This is a genomic window from Haloarcula sp. JP-L23, assembly GCF_011602445.1.
Lineage (GTDB): Archaea > Halobacteriota > Halobacteria > Halobacteriales > Haloarculaceae > Haloarcula > Haloarcula pellucida.
Genome location: NZ_CP050014.1, coordinates 2,873,493 through 2,890,752, shown reverse-complemented (window position 1 = coordinate 2,890,752; position 17,260 = coordinate 2,873,493). Strand labels below are relative to the sequence as shown.

17 protein-coding genes are annotated in these 17,260 nt (G+C 66.3%); 6 read left to right on the top strand and 11 right to left on the bottom strand.

The window, feature by feature from the left end; genetic code table 11:
• Positions 1-114 precede the first annotated feature (114 nt).
• The 8 genes from G9465_RS15065 to G9465_RS15030 form a co-directional block, all read right to left on the bottom strand.
• The gene (locus G9465_RS15065) at positions 115-576 is read right to left on the bottom strand and encodes an NADH-quinone oxidoreductase subunit I (RefSeq protein ID WP_166971403.1); all 462 of its coding nucleotides are present in this window, start codon (positions 574-576) and stop codon (positions 115-117) included.
• Positions 577-616: 40 nt separating this feature from the next.
• Entirely contained in the window at positions 617-1,663 is a 1,047-nt protein-coding gene (locus G9465_RS15060; RefSeq protein WP_166971400.1) for a complex I subunit 1 family protein, read from the bottom strand.
• Complete coding sequence (locus tag G9465_RS15055) at positions 1,663-3,345, bottom strand: NADH-quinone oxidoreductase subunit D (RefSeq protein ID WP_166971398.1); 1,683 nt, start codon at positions 3,343-3,345, stop codon at positions 1,663-1,665. Before G9465_RS15055 ends, G9465_RS15060 begins: the two co-directional genes overlap by 1 nt.
• A 2-nt stretch (positions 3,346-3,347) precedes the next feature.
• Positions 3,348-4,040 carry an NADH-quinone oxidoreductase subunit B gene (locus G9465_RS15050; protein WP_166971396.1) on the bottom strand — a complete coding sequence of 231 codons (693 nt, stop codon included), beginning with the start codon at positions 4,038-4,040 and terminating at the stop codon, positions 3,348-3,350.
• A complete protein-coding gene (locus G9465_RS15045; RefSeq protein ID WP_166971394.1) occupies positions 4,033-4,446 on the bottom strand; it encodes an NADH-quinone oxidoreductase subunit A in 414 nt (137 codons plus the stop codon). The genes G9465_RS15050 and G9465_RS15045 overlap by 8 nt, the downstream gene beginning before the upstream one ends.
• Before the next feature lie 117 nt (positions 4,447-4,563).
• A complete protein-coding gene (locus G9465_RS15040) occupies positions 4,564-5,211 on the bottom strand; it encodes an AIR carboxylase family protein (protein WP_166971392.1) in 648 nt (215 codons plus the stop codon).
• 49 nt (positions 5,212-5,260) lie between these two features.
• The gene (locus G9465_RS15035; protein WP_166971390.1) at positions 5,261-5,653 is read right to left on the bottom strand and encodes a hypothetical protein; all 393 of its coding nucleotides are present in this window, start codon (positions 5,651-5,653) and stop codon (positions 5,261-5,263) included.
• A 6-nt stretch (positions 5,654-5,659) separates the two neighbouring features.
• Positions 5,660-7,306, bottom strand: coding sequence for a uracil-xanthine permease family protein (locus tag G9465_RS15030; protein WP_166971388.1), 1,647 nt, complete (start codon positions 7,304-7,306; stop codon positions 5,660-5,662).
• 133 nt (positions 7,307-7,439) lie between these two features.
• On the opposite strand from G9465_RS15030, the gene G9465_RS15025 reads away from it, so the two are divergent.
• Both G9465_RS15025 and G9465_RS15020 read left to right on the top strand, forming a co-directional pair.
• Positions 7,440-8,711, top strand: a complete 1,272-nt coding sequence (locus G9465_RS15025) for a HEAT repeat domain-containing protein (protein WP_166971386.1) — start codon at positions 7,440-7,442, stop codon at positions 8,709-8,711.
• Positions 8,712-8,750: 39 nt separating this feature from the next.
• Complete coding sequence (locus G9465_RS15020) at positions 8,751-10,421, top strand: phospholipase D-like domain-containing protein (protein ID WP_166971384.1); 1,671 nt, start codon at positions 8,751-8,753, stop codon at positions 10,419-10,421.
• Positions 10,422-10,448: 27 nt separating this feature from the next.
• Here G9465_RS15020 and G9465_RS15015 read toward each other — a convergent pair whose 3' ends face one another.
• Positions 10,449-12,362, bottom strand: coding sequence for a DHH family phosphoesterase (locus tag G9465_RS15015; RefSeq protein ID WP_166971382.1), 1,914 nt, complete (start codon positions 12,360-12,362; stop codon positions 10,449-10,451).
• A 153-nt stretch (positions 12,363-12,515) separates the two neighbouring features.
• On the opposite strand from G9465_RS15015, the gene G9465_RS15010 reads away from it, so the two are divergent.
• From G9465_RS15010 to G9465_RS14995, 4 genes are all read left to right on the top strand, one after another.
• A complete protein-coding gene (locus tag G9465_RS15010) occupies positions 12,516-13,013 on the top strand; it encodes a Mov34/MPN/PAD-1 family protein (RefSeq protein ID WP_166971380.1) in 498 nt (165 codons plus the stop codon).
• Positions 13,010-13,438: an adenylyltransferase/cytidyltransferase family protein gene (locus tag G9465_RS15005; RefSeq protein WP_166971378.1), complete on the top strand. Its 429-nt coding sequence runs from the start codon at positions 13,010-13,012 to the stop codon at positions 13,436-13,438. Before G9465_RS15010 ends, G9465_RS15005 begins: the two co-directional genes overlap by 4 nt.
• A 171-nt stretch (positions 13,439-13,609) precedes the next feature.
• On the top strand, positions 13,610-14,323 hold the full coding sequence (locus G9465_RS15000) for a hypothetical protein (protein WP_166971376.1): 714 nt from the start codon (positions 13,610-13,612) through the stop codon (positions 14,321-14,323).
• 46 nt (positions 14,324-14,369) lie between these two features.
• A complete protein-coding gene (locus tag G9465_RS14995; RefSeq protein WP_166971374.1) occupies positions 14,370-15,674 on the top strand; it encodes a hypothetical protein in 1,305 nt (434 codons plus the stop codon).
• On the opposite strand, the gene G9465_RS14990 is transcribed toward G9465_RS14995, so the two are convergent.
• Positions 15,671-16,831, bottom strand: a complete 1,161-nt coding sequence (locus tag G9465_RS14990) for a pyridoxal phosphate-dependent aminotransferase (RefSeq protein ID WP_166971372.1) — start codon at positions 16,829-16,831, stop codon at positions 15,671-15,673. The genes G9465_RS14995 and G9465_RS14990 overlap by 4 nt on opposite strands.
• Positions 16,828-17,232: a 6,7-dimethyl-8-ribityllumazine synthase gene (gene ribH, locus G9465_RS14985; RefSeq protein ID WP_166971370.1), complete on the bottom strand. Its 405-nt coding sequence runs from the start codon at positions 17,230-17,232 to the stop codon at positions 16,828-16,830. The genes G9465_RS14990 and ribH overlap by 4 nt, the downstream gene beginning before the upstream one ends.
• Positions 17,233-17,260 lie beyond the last annotated feature (28 nt).

The window sequence follows — 17,260 nt, the reverse complement described above, 5'->3', positions numbered from 1 at the left end:
TCTTTGCGGCGCCCCTTTGAAGATTCCTCTTTCGTCTCGCGTGAGCGCGGGTCCGCACGGGGGACCATCGGCTACCGACGGCCCGAATCGGGCGTGAAAAGAACGGCCGACAGGTTACTGGTAGTCCACTTCGCCGTCGCCCTCGCCGATCCACGCGCCCCGGTCGGGTTCGCGGGATTCGAGCGGGTCGATGTCCTTGTACCACGGCACGTTCTTGAGTTGCTCCTTGTCGTAGGCGAACTCGTCTTTCGTGTCCGCGGTGAACTCGAAGTTCTGGGTCAGCAGGATGGCGTCGGTCGGGCAGACCTCCTCGCACAGTCGACAGTAGATACACTGGCCGATGTGGAGGTTGTACTGCTCGCCGTTGCGCTGGTCGTCCATCACGATCTGGATGGTGTTGTTCGGGCAGACGTTCTCACACTGCCGACACCAGATACACCGCTCTTGGCTCCACTTGTGGACGCCGCGAAAGCGGGGGCTCACCTCGGGGGCGACGTCCGGGTACTCCACCGTGAACGTCTCCCCGTCGAGGGCGTGTTTCATCGTCGTCGCCATGGACTTCAGGATGCCAATCATTGTCAGTTGCCTCCAGCGGATTCGGTCGTGAGTGCGGTCATCAGGCGATCACCCCGACGATGACCGCGGTCAGCAGCAGGTTCGCCAGCGAGAGGACGAGCATTCCCTTCCAGCCGATCTCGATGAGCTGGTCGATGCGGACGCGCGGAACCGCCGAGCGGGCCCACTGCGTGAACAGGAACACGCCCCAGATCTTGATGAAGAACCAGACGATGCCGAGACTCGCCGGTCCCGGACCGGCCGGGCCACCGAGGAAGATGGTGGCGATGATGGCCCCGCCGAGGAAGATGTGGATGAACTCACCCAAGTAGACGAGGACGAAGTACACCGAGGAGTACTCGGTCTGGTACCCGGCGACAATCTCTGTCGGCGCTTCGGGAATGTCGAAGGGGTTACGGCCGACTTCGGCGAGGTTCGCGATCATGAACAGCACGAACGCGAAGGGGTTGACGAACGCGTACCACGAGGGCAGCGGCCCGATGAGGGTCTGTTGCTGGGCTGCGACGATTTCGCTCATCTGGAGCGACCCGGCGAAGATGACCACCGACGCGCCGGTGAGGATGAGCGGAATCTCGTAGGCCAAGTTCTGTGCGACGGCGCGCAGACCGCCGAGGAACGAGTACTTGTTGTTCGACGCGTAGCCGGCCATCACCAGACCGACCGAAGCCATCGAGGCCGTCGCGAACACGTAGGCCAGACCCACTTCGGGGTCGGCCAGGTGGATACCGCTGCCCATCGGAACGACTGCGAACCCGAGCAAGGCAGTGCTAGCGATGACGAGCGGCGCGAGGTCCCACGCGGGGCGGTCGACACCGTCCGGAACGATGAGTTCCTTCGAAAGCAGGCGCACTGCGTCGGCCACGATGATAAACAGGCCGTACGGTCCGATTCGGTTGACGGCGATGCGGTCGGTGAACGCCGCCGTGATCTTCCGCTTCGCCCACGGGCCGGCCAGCGCCGTGTTAGTCATCATCAGCGTCCCGATCAGCGCCGCGCCGACGAGACTCATCAGGATCATGACCGGCGTGCTGTTGGGGTCGAGTCCGACGAGGTTCGCCAGCGTCTCTGGGAGCGGTGCCGACTGCATCAGCGGTCCACCTCCCCGAGGACGATGTCGAGGCTACCGAGCGAGGCCACCATGTCCGGGACGTACTCGCCCTGTGACATCTCGGGCAGCGTCTGGAGGTTCGAGAAGCACGGACTCCGGATCTTGAACCGGGCCGGCTTGTCGGTGCCGTCCGACCGGATGTAGATGCCGAGTTCACCCTTCGCACCCTCGACGGCGCGGTAAATCTCCGTGTCCGGGTCCGGACGCAGCGTCCGTGGGACGTTGGCCTGAATCTCGCGCTCGTCTTCGGGCCACTGTTCGAGGAGGTTGATACACTGTTCGATGATGCGGGCCGACTCCTCGACTTCGCGCATGCGGACGAGGACGCGACTGAAGTTGTCACAGCCATCCTCGGTGACGACGTTCCAGTCGAGTTCGTCGTAGTAGCCGTAGGGGTCGTCACGGCGGAGGTCGTAGTCGACGCCGGAGCCACGGGCGACCGGGCCAGTGGCGCCGTACTGCTTGGCCTCTTCGGGTGAGAGGACGCCGGTGTCGACACACCGCATCTGGAAGATCTCGTTGCCCGTGATGAGGTCGTGGTACTCTTCCAGTTTGTGCGGCAGGTCGTCGAGGAAGTCGCGGGTCTTCTCGAAGAACTCCTCGCGGGGTTCCGGGAGGTCCCACGCGACGCCACCCAGCCGCAGGTAATTGAACATCAGGCGCTGGCCGGTGAGGTCTTCGAGGATGTTCTGGACGACCTCGCGGTCGCGGAACGCGTACTGGAAGATGGCGGTGAAGTCGCCGAAGACGTCCAGCGCGAACGTCCCGAGTGCGAGCATGTGCGCGGCGATGCGGCACAGTTCGGCGGACATCGTCCGGATGACCTGTGCGTACTCGGGCACCTCGATGTCCGCGAGGTCCTCGGCCGCGCGAGCGTACGCCCACTCGTTGAGGATGCCGGCCGAGACGTAGTCCCAGCGGTCCGGGTACGGCATGATCTGGTGCCGGTAGGTGCCCTGCTGGCACATCTGCTCCTCACAGCGGTGGAGATAGCCGATGTCCGGTTCGATGTCGGCGATCTGCTCGCCGTCAAGCACCGTCTTCACGTGCAGGACGCCGTGGGTCGCCGGGTGGTGGGGACCGATGTTGACGAACATCGTGTCCGAGTCGTCCTCGCTACGGTGGTCCGCCTCCAGCGGGTTGGCGTTCTCACGCAGCGTGACGATCTGTGGCTGGTCCTGATTGAAGTCCTGCGAGAGCGGGTGGCCCTGCCACGTCTCGGGGAGGAGGATGCGCCGCAGGTCGGGGTGGTCGTCGTAGTTGATGCCGACGAGGTCGTAGGCCTCTCGCTCGTGCCAGTCGGCCGTCGAGTAGACGCGAGCGGCCGACTCGTTGTGCGGGTCGTCCTTCGGCGAGGGCACGACGACGGACAGTTCCTGCGTCGGGTCGTCGAACTTCCGGAGATGGTAGATAGACTCGTACCGGTCGTCGTACTCCTGTGCCGTGACACACGCACAGTGGTCGAACCCGGCCTCGTTCTTCAGCGTCGAGAGGACCGCCTGCACTTCGTCGGGACGGATGACGAACCCCTCGGCGTTGACGTGTTCCTCGCGGTCGAGGACGTGCCCGCCGAGCAGGTCGGCCAGTGCGTCGTAGTCGAGGCCGTCCTCGGTGACACCGACCTCGGCCGCCGTGTCGGGTGTGGGTTTTTCCAGACTCATGGTTATGGGGAGTTGTCCCAGTTGTACCGCATGACGAGGTCGTCTTCGTCGATCTCGTCTGCGAGTTTGTCGACGAGTTCGTCCTGTTCTAAGTCACCGAACTGTTCGAGTTCGTACGGTTTGACCGTCACCGGCGAGGACTCGCCGTTGGCGATGCGCTCCTGTAGTTTGGCGACGCCGTAGACCAGCGCCTCGGGGCGCGGCGGGCATCCGGGGACGTGGATGTCGACGGGGATGACCTCCTCGGCCCCCTTGACGACGTTGTACCCTTCCTGGAACGGGCCGCCGGAGATGGTACACGACCCCATCGAGACGACGAACTTCGGTTCGGGCATCTGGTCGTAGACGCGCTTCATCCGCGGGGCGAACTTCGAGACGATGGTCCCCGGGACGATGATGACGTCGGCCTGCCGCGGCGACGCGCGCGGCACCCCGGCACCGAACCGGTCGAGGTCGTGCTTGATGGCGTAGGTGTGGATCATCTCGATGCTGCAACAGGCGATACCGAACTGCAGCATGAACATCGAGGACCCCCGGACCCAGTTCATGAACTTGTCGAACTTGGTCAGGATGAACGGCGTCGACCCGAACGCCTCGCGTAGCGTCGAGTTGAACCGGTCGTCCACGCCGTCACCCATGCGGGCTTCTTGCGTCGATACATCTTCGACCGCCGGCGGTGTCTGGTCACTACTCATATGTGTCTGCCCCCTTCGTGGCACGCGGACTGCGCACCCATCTGACTGCGCCGTTACGCCACGCCCAGCCGAGTCCGACGACGAGCACGCCGATGAACACGACCATCGGCAGCAGGACCTTCGACATCCCGACCGCGCCGACAGCGTCGCGGTAGATGACCGTCCACGGGAAGATGAGGACGGTCTCGATGTCGAAGATGACGAACAGCAGGGCGACCATGTAGTACTGGATATTGAACTTGATCTGCCTGCTGCTGCCGGTCGGCACCTCACCGGACTCGTAGGTGGCGGTTTTGCCTTGTTCGGGCACGCGCGGACGCAGAAGGCTCGACACGGCCATCATCGTGATGGGGATAGCGAGCGCCACGACCGCGAGTGCGCCGATGGCGATCCATGGATTACTCATTCCGAAATCTCCTATCGTGCGACGGTTAGAAGTACTGGCATATAAGGGTTGATAACCACTACGGCGCCGGATTTCGGGCGGTTCGGGGGTCTTTAAAATGGCCGGTCAGAGCGTCGGCTAGTCCCAGTACGCCGCTTTGAACCCGGGGGTCCCGAGTTCGTGAAGGTCTCGTGATACCTTTCCGACCTCCTCCTGCAGACCCTCGTGGTATTCGACCAGACGGTCGCGGAGTTCGTCGTGTTCTCTGGAGAGAATCTGGACGGCGGTGAGCGCCGCGTTGAACGACTTTCCGGCGTCGACGGCCGTGATGGGCGCGCCTTGGGGCATCCCGATGACGGAGTCGATGGACTTCTCCTGGACGGGGACGCCGATGACCGGCAGCGGGTAGGCGATGCTCGCGGTCATGTTCGGGAGGTCGGCGGACTTCCCGCCCGCGCCGGCGATGATGACGTCGACGCCGCGGTCCTCGGCCGTCTCCGCGTACGCGTACATCAGGTCCGGAGTGCGGTGGGCCGAACAGACGAACGTCTCGAAGGTGAAGCGAGCGTCGGGCGCGTCGGTGTAGTCGGTCTGTTCCTCGAAGCCGAGTTCGTCGGCGAGTGCGGCGTAGGCCCCGGGCCGTTTCCCCTTCCCGCCGGCCATCGTCGGGAGGTCCGAGTCCGACCCCATGACGATTCCCACGTCGGGCGTCAGGTCGTTCGGGCGGTCCATCGCCGCTTCCTCGTGTAGCTGGTCGACGAGCGACTGGACGGAATCTGCGGTCATACGAGAGCGTCCGAACGCTGGGGGTGTAAGTGTAGGCGATTTCAGTTCGTCACTCGGCATCGAGTACGGTCGCGAGCGCGTCGTAGCAGGCCTGCGGGTCGGCGGGGAACAGTCTGAGCGGTCGGGTCTGGCCGGAGACGCTGACTCTGAGCGCCCCCCGTTTCCGGTAGGTGAGCGCGGTGCTACCGATGCCGGCGACGACGAACAGTACCGCGAACAGGAGGTTGCGACCGACCGACGCGAGGCCGAATCCGACGAGGCCGAGACTCATCACGACGAGGAACCAGTCGATATCTTGCAGGGTCACGTCCACGACGCCGGACAACGGGACGGCGACGGACTCGCCGTCCGGCCGGTCCACCAGCAGTCGGTCGCGAGTGACGGTAATCCGGCCACCGCGTCGCAGGACGCCGTCGTACACTGTTTCGCTCTCGTCGGACATCGCGACTCAGTCGTCGCCCGAGACTGGCGGTCGGTCGCCGCCGCGACCCCGGAGGCGGTCGAACGCCGAGACGAACTCGTCGTCGTCCTCGGTGAGTTCGGCCCACGCGCTGAGGCCGCGTTCCTCGCGGGTGCCGGGGATGGTGTTGTCGAGGACGAACGCGACGATGCCGCCGACGACCATCCCGGTACCGCCGACGACGAACAGCGTCGTCGCCACGACGTCCGTCCCCAGTATCGCGCCGAGGACCGGGACGCTCGCGAGGCCCTGTTGGAGTGCCGTCGCACCGGACGCCTCCAGTCCCTGCCCGACCTGACTCATGTACTCGGGGACGGCGAGGCCAGCGAAGAGGGCGAAGCCGACGATGAAGATGTTGCGGTTGGCGTCTAAGTCGACGTACTTCAACTGCGAGAGGCCCACGGCGGCGATTTGTCCGAACATGACCATGTAGAGGCCGCCGATGATGGGCGCGGGGATGGTGGCGAACAGTTCCCCCATCGGGCCGAAGTAGCCGACGACGATCATCACCGCGGCACCGATTTGGACGACGTAGCGGGAGGCGACGCCGGTGATGGCGATGGCGCCGACGTTCTCGGTGTAGGAGGTACAGCCGTTCCCGGTGCCCATGATGCCGGCGAAGACGTTGCCGACGCCTTCCATGCCGATACCGTGGTCGATGCGCTTCGCGCTCGGGGCGCCCTTGCCGGCGATGCGGGCGACGGAGTGGTAGTCACCGAAACTCTCGACGACGGACGCGAGCATCCCCGCCATCATGCCGACGATGAACCCGGGTGTGAACTGTGGGAGGCCCCACTGGAACGGGTAGATAGGCTGGAGCAGCGGGGCGCTCGTGACGCTCCCGAGGGCGACGTAGCTCACCGACCCCTCGGCGAAGACGCCGGTCACAGAGAGGACGGCGGCGACGCCCCACGCGAAGGCGATGCCGAGGAGGACGGGGAACAGTTTGAACACCCGATGTCGACGGTCGAGGTACTGCGAGAAAACGACGATAGAGAGCATCGTCAGCCCGAGCAACCACCAGTTCTGCCCGGTACCGGGCGCACCGAAGTTCGGGTTCGAAATCTGGGGGACGTTGAACAGCGCGAGGCCGATGAGCGCGATGACGGGCGCGATGACGACCGGCCCCATGTACCGCTTGAGTTTGCCCATCACGCCGGTGTAACCGATGAGAACCTCGACGAGGCCGGCGACGATGACCGCGCCCTGTAACTCGACGAGCATCGTCTGCCAGTCGGCCCCCTGCTGGGCCAACACGCCGACGATGGCTAGTCCGGGCGCGAGCATCGAGAACGTCCCGCCCTGCACGATGGGGTAGCGGTTCCCGATGGTCGTCTGGGCCAACGTCGCGATACCGGAGACGACGAAGAACGTGCCGATGAGTCGGCCGACCTGTCCCGGTGCCGCCTCGAACATCCCCATCGCTCCCGCGAGACCGAGTGGGATGGCGACAGAGGCCCCTATCATCGTCAGGTAGTGCTGGACGCCCAGCAGCATCGACGCGCCTCTCGGTGGTCTGTCTTCGATGCCGTACTCCACGAACCCGGCAGCCGAGGTCTCGCCCACGGCGTCGGGCCCCTCGGGTGTGAAGTCTCCTTTCACTTCCTCGAAGTCGTCCGCGTTGTCAGAACCCATGAGCCAACTACGGTGGACGTGGCTACGACGCCACTAATCTCTTGCCAGTCAGGTCACTCTCAGACGCACGAGAGCGCTGGACGCCCACACCGAAAGGAAAACGCTCTTAGCCCGGACCGACACATCTGCGTACATGAGCAACGGGGACGACGAGACCGCCGAGGACGCCCCTGCCGAGGAAGACGGCGACGGCGTCGGTAGCGAGGAACTCGAATCGCGACTCGACGAGGCCAGCGAGGCGCTAGAGGCCGCCGAGACGGAAGCGGACCTCGACGAAGTCGAGACGACGCTCGACGACGTCGAGAGCGACCTTGAGGCCGCCGACCTGCCCGAGCCGGACGAGGACGACGAGGACGCCGAGGACCCCCGCGAGGAACTCGAATCGCGCCTCTCGGACCTGCGTGACGACCTCGAATCCCAGCGCGGACCCTACGCCGAGGACGTCGTCGACGTCGTCGAGACCGCACAGGGAACCGTCACCGACAGCGAGTGGACCGACGACGGCGAGGACGAGGCCCACGAGGCCGTCGATACGTTCCTCGCGGCAAGCGAGGAGTACGTCGACCACGGCGCCGACGCCGGTGCCGACCTCGACGCCGCGGCCGACGCCCTCGCCACCGTCGCGGACGCTATCGAGGGTGCGGCCCTCGACGCCGACGACGACGACGAAACCATCGCCGGCCTCCTCGAAGCGGCAGAGACCCTCGAAGACGACCTCGAAGCGGCGGAGGTCTGGGACGACCTCACCGTGCGAGAGCAACTCGACGCCAAGGGGTTCTACGACGTCCTCACCAACGAGAACCGCAAGGACTTCCCGGCCGAGTGGAACGCCGCGAAGATCCACGCCAAGGAGGGCAACCTCGACATCGTCCTCTTTGCGCTCGACAAACTGGGCTCTGAGTTCATCGAGGAGTACTTCATCGACATCCTCTATCACCTCGGGAGCGACGCCGCACCCGCCTTCGACGTGATGCACCAACGCGCACAGAAGCGCGATAAGGGACCGATCAAGGTCCTCGGGAAGATCGGCGACGACCGTGCCACCGAGACGCTCCACGACTTCATCGACGGCGACGGCGACCCCGCCCTCCAGACGGTGACGATGCGCTCGCTGGGCGCTATCGGGAGCCCCGAGTCGGTCCAGCCGGTCGCGAACCGACTCGACGCCGACGACGACGAGGTCCGCTCGGTGGCGGCCCGGTCGCTGGGACTGCTCGGCGACACCCGCGCGGTCGCCCCCCTCGCTGACGTCCTCGAGAGCGACGACAGCGACGAGGTCCGCGCGTCCGCCGCGTGGGCGCTCCGACAGATCGGGACACAGGAGGCCCTCGACGAGGCGGCGAAGTACGCCGACGACCGCGCCTACCTCGTGCAGGCCGAAGCGGAGAAAGCCGAGAGCGCGTAGGCCGAACCCTTTTGTCCGAAGGGGCGACCAGCCCCGCCGATGCGGTTCCCCGTCGACGTTTCAGACTCGACTGCTCGCACCCCGCTCGCCCAGCGACTCGCGTCGCTGGCACTCGTCTCGCTCGTCCTCGTCAGCAGCGTCACCGCCGGCGGGATAGCGGTCGGTTCCCCGACAGCAGGTGGTCCCCCGGCGACGGCACCGACCATCCACGCCGTCTACCCGGACCCGGTTGCCGGCGGTGATCGGGGCGAATTCGTCGTCCTCGACGTCCCCGCGGCAACCAATCTCGGCGCGTACACGCTCACGGACGGCCACACCACTGCTCCGCTGCCGGACCGGACCGTGCGGGGACGAATCGTTCTCACCGCCCATCCCGACCGGGTACAGAACCTGACCGACGAGTCCGTCTACAGTCTCGATTCAGCCGTCGCTCTCGCGAACGGCGGCGACACGCTCCGACTACGCCACAACGGCAGCGTCGTGGACCGACTGCGGTACCGCGACGCCGACGAGGGTGCGGTCGGCGTCGTTCACGGATCGACGGTACGGTGGCGTCCGCTCGGCGCGACGGACCGCCCTGTCGTCACGGACGGTCCCGGGTCAGTCCGGGTTTTCACCCTCCCGGACGCGCCGGGCGCCCCGGTCGAACCCCTCGATGACGCCGACGAACGGCTCTATCTGGCGGGCTATACGCTTTCGTCGACCCGCGTCGCGGACGCACTCGTCGCCGCCCATCGACGAGGGGGCGACGTGCGCGTCCTGCTGGAGGGGTCACCGGTCGGTGGCCGGACCCGCGCGGAAGCCCGAACGCTCGACAGACTCGTCTCGGCGGGCGTGAGCGTACGACTCGTCGCTGGCCCACACGCTCGATACACCTACCACCACGCGAAGTACGCCGTCGCGGACGAGCGCGCGGTGGCCCTCACCGAGAACTGGAAGCCCGCCGGGACGGGCGGCAACAGCAGTCGCGGGTGGGGCGTCACGACGAGACAGTCGCGGGTCGTCGCGGGTCTCGCGGCGACGTTCCGTGCCGACGCTGGCTGGCGGGACGCCGTTCCGTGGTCCCAGTACCGACGCGGACGGCAGTTCGAACGCGGCGAACCCGCCGACGCGACGTATCCGTCGCGGTTCGAGGCGCGGTCCGTCGCCGTCGACCGAACCGACCTGCTCGTCACGCCGGACAACGCACAGCGGGCGCTCGTCGACGAACTCGACAGCGCGGACGACTCCATCGCGGTCGTTCAGCCAACTATCGGCGGATGGAACGAACCACTGCTCCGGGCACTCCGGCGGGCCGCCAGCCGCGGCGTCGAGGTCCGTCTCCTCCTGAGTTCGGCGTGGTACGTCCGCGAGGAGAATCGACGGACCGTCGAGCGGTTCGAGGCGTGGGCCGACCGGACCGGCGCTCCGCTCTCGGCGAAACTAGCCGACTCCGGTGGTCGTTTCGCGAAGATACACGCGAAGGGAGCCGTCCTCGACGGTGACCGGGTCGTCCTCGGGAGCCTCAACTGGAACGAACAGGCCGCGACGACGAACCGCGAGGTGGTGCTGGTCCTCCACGGCACCGAGGTGGCAGCGTACTTCGGCCGCGTGTTCGAGGCGGACTGGTCCGGCGGTCGACCGGCGGTACCGACTGGGCTTCTCGGTGCTGTCTTGGGCGTCCTCGTCGTGGGCGCACTCGCCGCTCGGCGGGTTCGGTTCACGAGATAGCGGTTCGAGAAGGGGCCGTCGTGCCGCTCAGACTTCTTCGGGGAGCGCCGTCGAACTGCCGAGGTCTTCGTCGATCTCGGCGTCAGCCATCTTCTCTACCAGCGCGTCGATGACGGCGTCGCGCATCCCCGAGACGAACTTGATAGAGCCGACGACGAGGTGGCCGCCGCCGGAGACGCCGCCGCCGTCGACCTCCTCGGTCAGTTCCGAGACGTAGCGCGGGATGTCCAGACGCACACCGTCACTCCGGAGGACGGCGAAGTCGGGGCCGTAGCCGATGGTGATGACGGGGTCGCCCGTCTCGGCGACCTTCCGGTCGTGTATCTCGCCGGTGGTCTTCCCGGGCGCGGGGTAGGTAAAGCGGTGGGCGTGGTTCTCCACGTCGATGCGGTAGAGGTGCGCGCCGTTGTCGAGTCGCTCGTGTTCGACGTGGCTCATCGCCGCGTCGAGTTGCTCGTCGACGTCGCGTTCGGCCTTCTCGGCGAGGACGTCGACGAGTTCCCCGTGGCGCTCGCGGTTCTCACAGTCGACGTTGAGCACGTCGCTGATGAGTTGTTCACCGGAACTGTAGCGGAGCCAGTGGGTGGCGTAGTCAAGCGCTTCACCGATGTCTCGCAGGTCGGTCTCGTCGTACCCCTTCTCGCCAGCCAGTTCGAGGTAGTCGCTCATCGCTTCGGCCTCCGAGCGGTCCGAGAGGCCGGCCACGGCGGGCACGTGCTTCAGGTCCTCGGTGAGGTCCGGGTCGATCATCCGGGCGAGTTCCACACACAGCATCCCCGTCGTGATGCGGTAGTCCTCGCCGTGGAGGTACGGGTTGACGTGCTGTTCGATGAGGGGTTCGACGGCCTCCGGGTCAGGGTGGTGGTGGTCGACGACGACCACGGGGATATCGTAGTGCCGGAGGTTGCGGTAGGCCGGCGTGTCCTCCTCGGTCGACCCGTTGTCGAGCATCAGGAGGAGGGGGAGTTTCTGACCGTGGCGGGTGCGGTCCTCCAGCGCGAAGTTGAGGTCGCGGGTGACGTCCTCCATCTCGTAGTAGGGCGCCTTGCTCGGGAGGCGCTTGAGGAGGTGCTGGGGCGCGTCGCCGTCCTCGTAGTGGTCGGCGATGAACCGTTCGAGCGCGACTTGCAGGGGGACGCTGGCACAGAGGCCGTCGCCGTCGGCGTGGTGACGCATCCGGATGGGTCGCCCTTCCAGAACGGTCTTTCGCAGTTCCGTGGCGACGTCTCGCAGGTCGTCCCACAGTTTCTCGAAGGCGGGCCACTCGACCAGCGGGTCGATGTCCGTCGGTTCCGCGGCGGCGGCAAGCGCCTCGTCGAGGTCGTCCCCGACAGCGGCGGCCTCGTCACCGTCGAGAACGGTCAGGGAGTCGACTTCGACCTGCACGCCGCCGTCTCGTTCCTCGGCACGGCCGGAGACTCGAATCACGTCGTCCATCTCCACGTCGGGGTAGGCGCGGACGCCGGCCTCCTCGAAGGCGGCACAGGGGACGACGCCGGTGCCGTCTCGGACCTGAAAGACGGTCGGGCCGCCGGTCTGTTTGATCTGGACGACCTGTCCCTCGACGACGACGGTGTCGCCCGTCTCGTCGTCGAGGTCGGTGACGTCCGCCGCGGTCCCGTGTGGTACGTGTTTTTGCTCGTAGTCGGTCAGGCGGACCTCCTCGAAACTGAGGTCGCCGTCGGGACGGACCTCGCCGAGTTCGACGACGAGATCGTCCCCGACTTCGTAGTTACCCAGGAGGTTCGACCTGTGGACCAGCCCGGACACTTTCTCGGAGAGGTCGACGAAGGCGCCGTAGTCGACGACGCCGTTGACCGTCGCTCGGTAGCGGGCTCCTTCCTCGACGTCGTCAGCGGTACACTCAGCAGCGAGATCGTAGACGATGGTTCCCCCGTCGGGAACCGCGGCACCGTCGTCGGTGCCAGTTGGCGGAGACATTTAGCGTCTCTTCGGCACTCCCCGGTTTGTACTCTTCGAAATCGCTGGCTAGGCGATACGCGCGTGTCTGGCGTTCGTGCTTGCGTACACGGCGACGAAGATGGACTGCCGAGAGCGGAACCCTTAGAAAGCGCCCGACCCCACCGTATAGATATGGGGCTGTTTCGTTCGGGCGGCATCCTCGGCATCGCCGAGTCGGCGCTCGACTTCGCGCGGGCCGCGTCCGAGGAATCCCATCCGAACGAGTACATGGGACTGCTTCGTGGCGACGACGCCGCCAAACTGGGGCTCGACGAGGACGGCACCGTTCTCACGGACGTACTGGTCATCCCGGGAACCGAATCGAACCCGGTGAGTGCGACGGTCAAGACCAGCATGGTGCCAAACGACATGCGGGCCGCGGGGTCGATTCACTCACACCCCAACGGGGTCCTCCGGCCGAGCGACGCCGACCTCGCCACGTTCGGTCGGGGCGACGTCCACATCATCGTCGGCTACCCGTACGGACCCGACGACTGGCAAGCCTTCGACAACGACGGCGAACCGGTCGACCTCCCAGTGCTGGATGTCGAACCGCCCGAAGAGACCTTCTTCGACTTCGACCAGAGCGACATCGACCGCGAACTGCGCGAGGAGGAGTTCGACTCGTGACACGCGTCGTCGCACAGGGCACGTTCGACATCCTCCACCCCGGCCACGTCCACTATCTGCGAGACGCCAAAGCGATGGGCGACGAACTCCACGTCATCGTCGCCCGGTCGGTCAACGTCACGCACAAGGAACCGCCGGTAGTGCCGGACGAACAGCGTCGCGAGATGGTCGCCGCGCTCAAACCCGTCGACGAGGCGCATCTCGGTCACCCCGAGGACATCTTCGTTCCCATCGAGCGCATCGACCCGGGCGTCATCGCACTGGGGTACGACCAGCACCACGACGAGGAGAAACTACAGGCGGCACTGGCCGACCGCGGCATCGACTGCGAGATTCGACGTGCGAGTCCGCTGGACCGCGAGGACTCGGATCGCCTGCTCTCGACGGGGCGTATCATCGACCGAGTGCTCAAAGAGCGGTCGTAGCCGGCGTCCCGGCGGAAGTGTCGGGTCGGACGTACCACCCGTGGGCACCCCGGTTTTCAGACGGGGACTCAGCCACGAGGCCGACGAGAGCGGACGCGTCGGGTTTCGGCCGATCAGAACATTTTTTACCACGACATTTGCAGATGCGGTAACCTCGAACGGGTGGGGAAAATGCAGAGAGCTACCGTCAACGACGTCGAATCGCTGTCGTACCGCATCATCGAAGTACTGCTGTTGCTGCCGACGGCCGCTTGGGGGCTGTTCGGTCTGGGGACTATCTTCCTCGGCATCACGGGCGGCGTTGGGGGGTTACAGGGGCCGGCCGGTATGGTCGGTATCCTGGGAACGTTCGGCCTCGGGTACGTCGCGCTCCTCGTTTTGGCCGTCGTCTCGTGGCTGGTGACGCCCGTCGTGTTGTATCTGGACACCAGCCGAATCGCCGAGACGGACGTCGACTGGGACCCGAACCCGATTCTCTGGGCCGTCGGCGGCTTCTTCCTCGGCCACCTGATGAAGTTAAACCACCTCTACTACCGCCACAAGGTCGTCGTCGACTGGGTCGACCGAGACTGGTGGTGGGTCTTCGTCACCGTCGGAGCGGTCTGTCCGCTTACGTTCATCGCACTCGGAGTCGCCCTCGCGGAGACGCTCGGGACCGCGGTGACCATCGTCCTCGTCGGCCTCGGTATCCTCTCGGCCGTGCCGTTCGCGCTCGCAATCTACCGGGACGCGACGTACGTCCGACTCAACTCGGCCGAGTGGCGACCCAACCCCGGTACCTACGTCTCGCTGGGGCTCATCTTCCTGCTGCTGGCACCGGTCGCGTACCCGTTCGTCGGTGGGTACTATCTGGTCCGGCGGTACGGGGCCGTCGGCTTCGAGTGATACCGTCGTCCCAAAGCATATGATTGGGTGGGTGCTGTCGTAGCCCATGCCCCTCCGTCGCCGCTCCCTCCTCGCTGCCATCGCCCTGTCACCGCTGGCCGTCAGCCCCACCGACGCGGCCGATACCGGTTCCCTCGCCGTCGACTGGCGGACGACGGTCGGTGACGGCAGACTGCTAGACAGCGCCCGGGTCGACGGTCGGACGCTGCTGCTCACCGACCACTCCGACCAGACTACCACGCTCCACGCGGTCGACGACGACGGGACGAGCGTCTGGTCCCGGCAGTTCGACGACGTGCCTTCGCCCGAGACCGTCACCGGAACCGACGACGGTGGCGCTCTCACCGCCGGGCGCACGGAGACTGACGACCGGGTGATGGTCGCACGGCTGTCGGCCGACGGGGCACTGTCGTGGCGACACCGCGTCCCGGTGGGGTATCACGACGATGAAATCGGCGTCCAACCGCTCGATGGCGGCCGGGTTGCGGTCGTCTCCAACAGTATCACGACACACGCCGTCTCGGCCCGCATCCAGTGTCTCGACTCGTCGGGGACCGTCCGCTGGGACCACACTCGCGACGGGTTCGGGGCGACCATCACCGACGCTCTCGACGGCGACTTGGTGACCAGTGGCTACGCGTACAAGTCGGCGTTCGACGGCTGGCTCGACCGAATCGACGCCGAGGGACAGCGGGTTTGGGAACACCGGTGGACGGAGGAGTACACGGACGCCGCAGGGTTCGGTCCCGGAGGCGGCGTCGCCGCGTCCGGCATCTACGAGGACGACGGCACGGACGCGTGGCGCATCAGCTATCTCTCGGCCGACGGCCGGATGCAGCGCGAGTGGACGCACAACTTCGCGGGCGACGACCGAGCGAACCCGCGGGCGGCCCTGCGACTGGCCGACGGGAGCGCCGTCTTCGTCGGCGACCGAAACGACTCGCCCCGAATTCGACTCCTACAGACCGGGCCGGCAGGGTCGCCCGACACCGTCACGCTCGAACCGTTCGACGCCGCCGTCGCGCCCCACGACCTGTTCCCGGTCGACGGTGGGGTCTTGCTGACCGGCGATTTCGAGTCCGCTTCGGACCGCGGGAGTTGGGTGGTCCGCATCGCCGAACGCGGGGCAGACGCGACGGCGACGCGGACTGACACACGGACGACGCGGCGCTCGAAGACACGGACCACCGCCACGGAGACGGGGGCGACAGGTTCAGCGCGGACAGACGCGTCATCGGCGGTGACGACCACCGGAGAGAGCGGCCCCGGATTCGGGCCGCTGGCGACGCTGGCGGGAATCGGGACTGCGGCGCTGGCGAAACTACGAAACGACGAGAAGGGAGGGAGTTAGATGAGGTCGTGTTCGGCCAGTCGGTCGACGGCTTCCTGCAGGCGCTCCTTGCTGTTCGCGTAGGAGATGCGGGCGTAGCCGGGCGTCCCGAACGCGCTACCGGGGACGGTGGCGACCTGTGCGTCCGAGATCGCGGCGTCACACCACTCGGTGTCGTCGCCGTCCGGAGCGACTTCCGGCATCATGTAGAACGCGCCCTGCGGTTCCGGGACGTGGACGCCGTGTTCTTCGAACAGACCGATGAGGAACTCGCGGCGCTCGGCGAAGGCCTGGCGCATCTCCTCGACGGCCTCGTCGGTGTTGGTGAGCGCCTCGATGCCGGCGTGCTGGACGAAGTTGACGGCACAGGAGACGGAGTGAGAGTGGACCTTCCCGGCCTGCGAGACGAGTTCTTCCGGCGCGGCGAAGTAGCCCAGCCGCCACCCGGTCATCGAGTAGGCCTTCGAGAACCCGTTGAGCGTGATCGTGCGGTCCTCCATGCCGTCGAGGGTGCCGAGGCTCGTCGCCTCGACGCCGTCGTAGGTGATCTCCTTGTATATCTCGTCGGAGATGACGGTGATGTCGTGCTCGACGGCGAGGTCGCGGACGCCTTCGAGGGCCGCATCGGAGTAGACGGCGCCGTGGGGGTTACCCGGCGAGTTGACGACGAGCAGTTCGGTGTCGTCCGACACCGCGTCGGCGAGGTCGTCGAGCGCACCCTCTAGCTGGAAGTCGTGAGCGGCCGTGTCGACGCGGGTGAGTGACCCGCCAGCGAGTTTCGCCATCGCCTCGTAGGAGACCCACGCGGGGTCAAGCAGGGCGACTTCGTCGCCGTCGTCGATGAGGGTCTGGAAGATTTCATAGAGGGCCTGTTTGCCACCCGGCGTGACGATGAGGTTCTCGGCGCCGTACTGGGTGAGGCCGTCGTCGTGGAGTTTCTCGACGAGGGCGTCCTTGAGTTCGGGGATGCCGTTCGACGGCGTGTACCCGGTGTGGCCGGCGTCCAGCGCGTCCTTTGCGGCCTGCTTGATGTTCTCGGGCGTGTCGAAGTCGGGTTCGCCGACCGAGAGGTCGACGACGTCCTTGCCCTCGGCTTCGAGTTCGGCGGCCTTGTTGCTAATCGCGAGTGTCGCGCTCGGTTCTACACGTTCGACGCGGGAAGCGAAGTCCATAGTCATAGTCTTGCGAGTTCGATGGCGCTCGTGACGGCCGAGCCACCCTTCTGCGTGCGTGCCTCGGCTTCGTCCTTGCTCATGCCCGGACCGATGATGCCCAGCGTGACGGGGGTGTCCCGTTCGAGCGAGACGTCGGTCAGGCCCTGTGCGGCGGCGTCGGCGATGACCTGGTCGTGGTCGGTGTCGCCTTCGATGATGACCCCCAGCACTGCCACGGCGTCGATGTCCTCCCGACGCGCCAGTCGGTCGGCCGCCAGCGGCGTGTCGTAGGCCCCGGGCACGGTGGCTGTCTCGACGATGTCTGCGTCGTGGTCGGCCGCTGCAGCGCTGGCCGACTGTCTCATCGCCTCGATGACGGCACCGTGTTTGTCGTACTGGGCGACGACCAATCCGAGCTGCACCATACCTGTGTGGGTGGCTGTTATCCCTAAA

Bases quoted from the DNA above. Each gene is read 5' to 3' on its own strand.
- G9465_RS15030 (WP_166971388.1), bottom strand. From the start codon at position 7,306: ATGGGTTCTGACAACGCGGACGACTTCGAGGAAGTGAAAGGAGACTTC.
- G9465_RS15020 (WP_166971384.1), top strand. From the start codon at position 8,751: ATGCGGTTCCCCGTCGACGTTTCAGACTCGACTGCTCGCACCCCGCTC.
- G9465_RS15065 (WP_166971403.1), bottom strand. From the start codon at position 576: ATGATTGGCATCCTGAAGTCCATGGCGACGACGATGAAACACGCCCTC.
- G9465_RS15035 (WP_166971390.1), bottom strand. From the start codon at position 5,653: ATGTCCGACGAGAGCGAAACAGTGTACGACGGCGTCCTGCGACGCGGT.
- G9465_RS15060 (WP_166971400.1), bottom strand. From the start codon at position 1,663: ATGCAGTCGGCACCGCTCCCAGAGACGCTGGCGAACCTCGTCGGACTC.
- G9465_RS15045 (WP_166971394.1), bottom strand. From the start codon at position 4,446: ATGAGTAATCCATGGATCGCCATCGGCGCACTCGCGGTCGTGGCGCTC.
- G9465_RS15025 (WP_166971386.1), top strand. From the start codon at position 7,440: ATGAGCAACGGGGACGACGAGACCGCCGAGGACGCCCCTGCCGAGGAA.
- G9465_RS15055 (WP_166971398.1), bottom strand. From the start codon at position 3,345: ATGAGTCTGGAAAAACCCACACCCGACACGGCGGCCGAGGTCGGTGTC.
- G9465_RS15000 (WP_166971376.1), top strand. From the start codon at position 13,610: ATGCAGAGAGCTACCGTCAACGACGTCGAATCGCTGTCGTACCGCATC.
- G9465_RS14995 (WP_166971374.1), top strand. From the start codon at position 14,370: ATGCCCCTCCGTCGCCGCTCCCTCCTCGCTGCCATCGCCCTGTCACCG.
- G9465_RS15010 (WP_166971380.1), top strand. From the start codon at position 12,516: ATGGGGCTGTTTCGTTCGGGCGGCATCCTCGGCATCGCCGAGTCGGCG.
- G9465_RS15050 (WP_166971396.1), bottom strand. From the start codon at position 4,040: ATGAGTAGTGACCAGACACCGCCGGCGGTCGAAGATGTATCGACGCAA.
- G9465_RS15040 (WP_166971392.1), bottom strand. From the start codon at position 5,211: ATGACCGCAGATTCCGTCCAGTCGCTCGTCGACCAGCTACACGAGGAA.
- G9465_RS15015 (WP_166971382.1), bottom strand. From the start codon at position 12,362: ATGTCTCCGCCAACTGGCACCGACGACGGTGCCGCGGTTCCCGACGGG.
- G9465_RS14990 (WP_166971372.1), bottom strand. From the start codon at position 16,831: ATGACTATGGACTTCGCTTCCCGCGTCGAACGTGTAGAACCGAGCGCG.
- ribH (WP_166971370.1), bottom strand. From the start codon at position 17,232: ATGGTGCAGCTCGGATTGGTCGTCGCCCAGTACGACAAACACGGTGCC.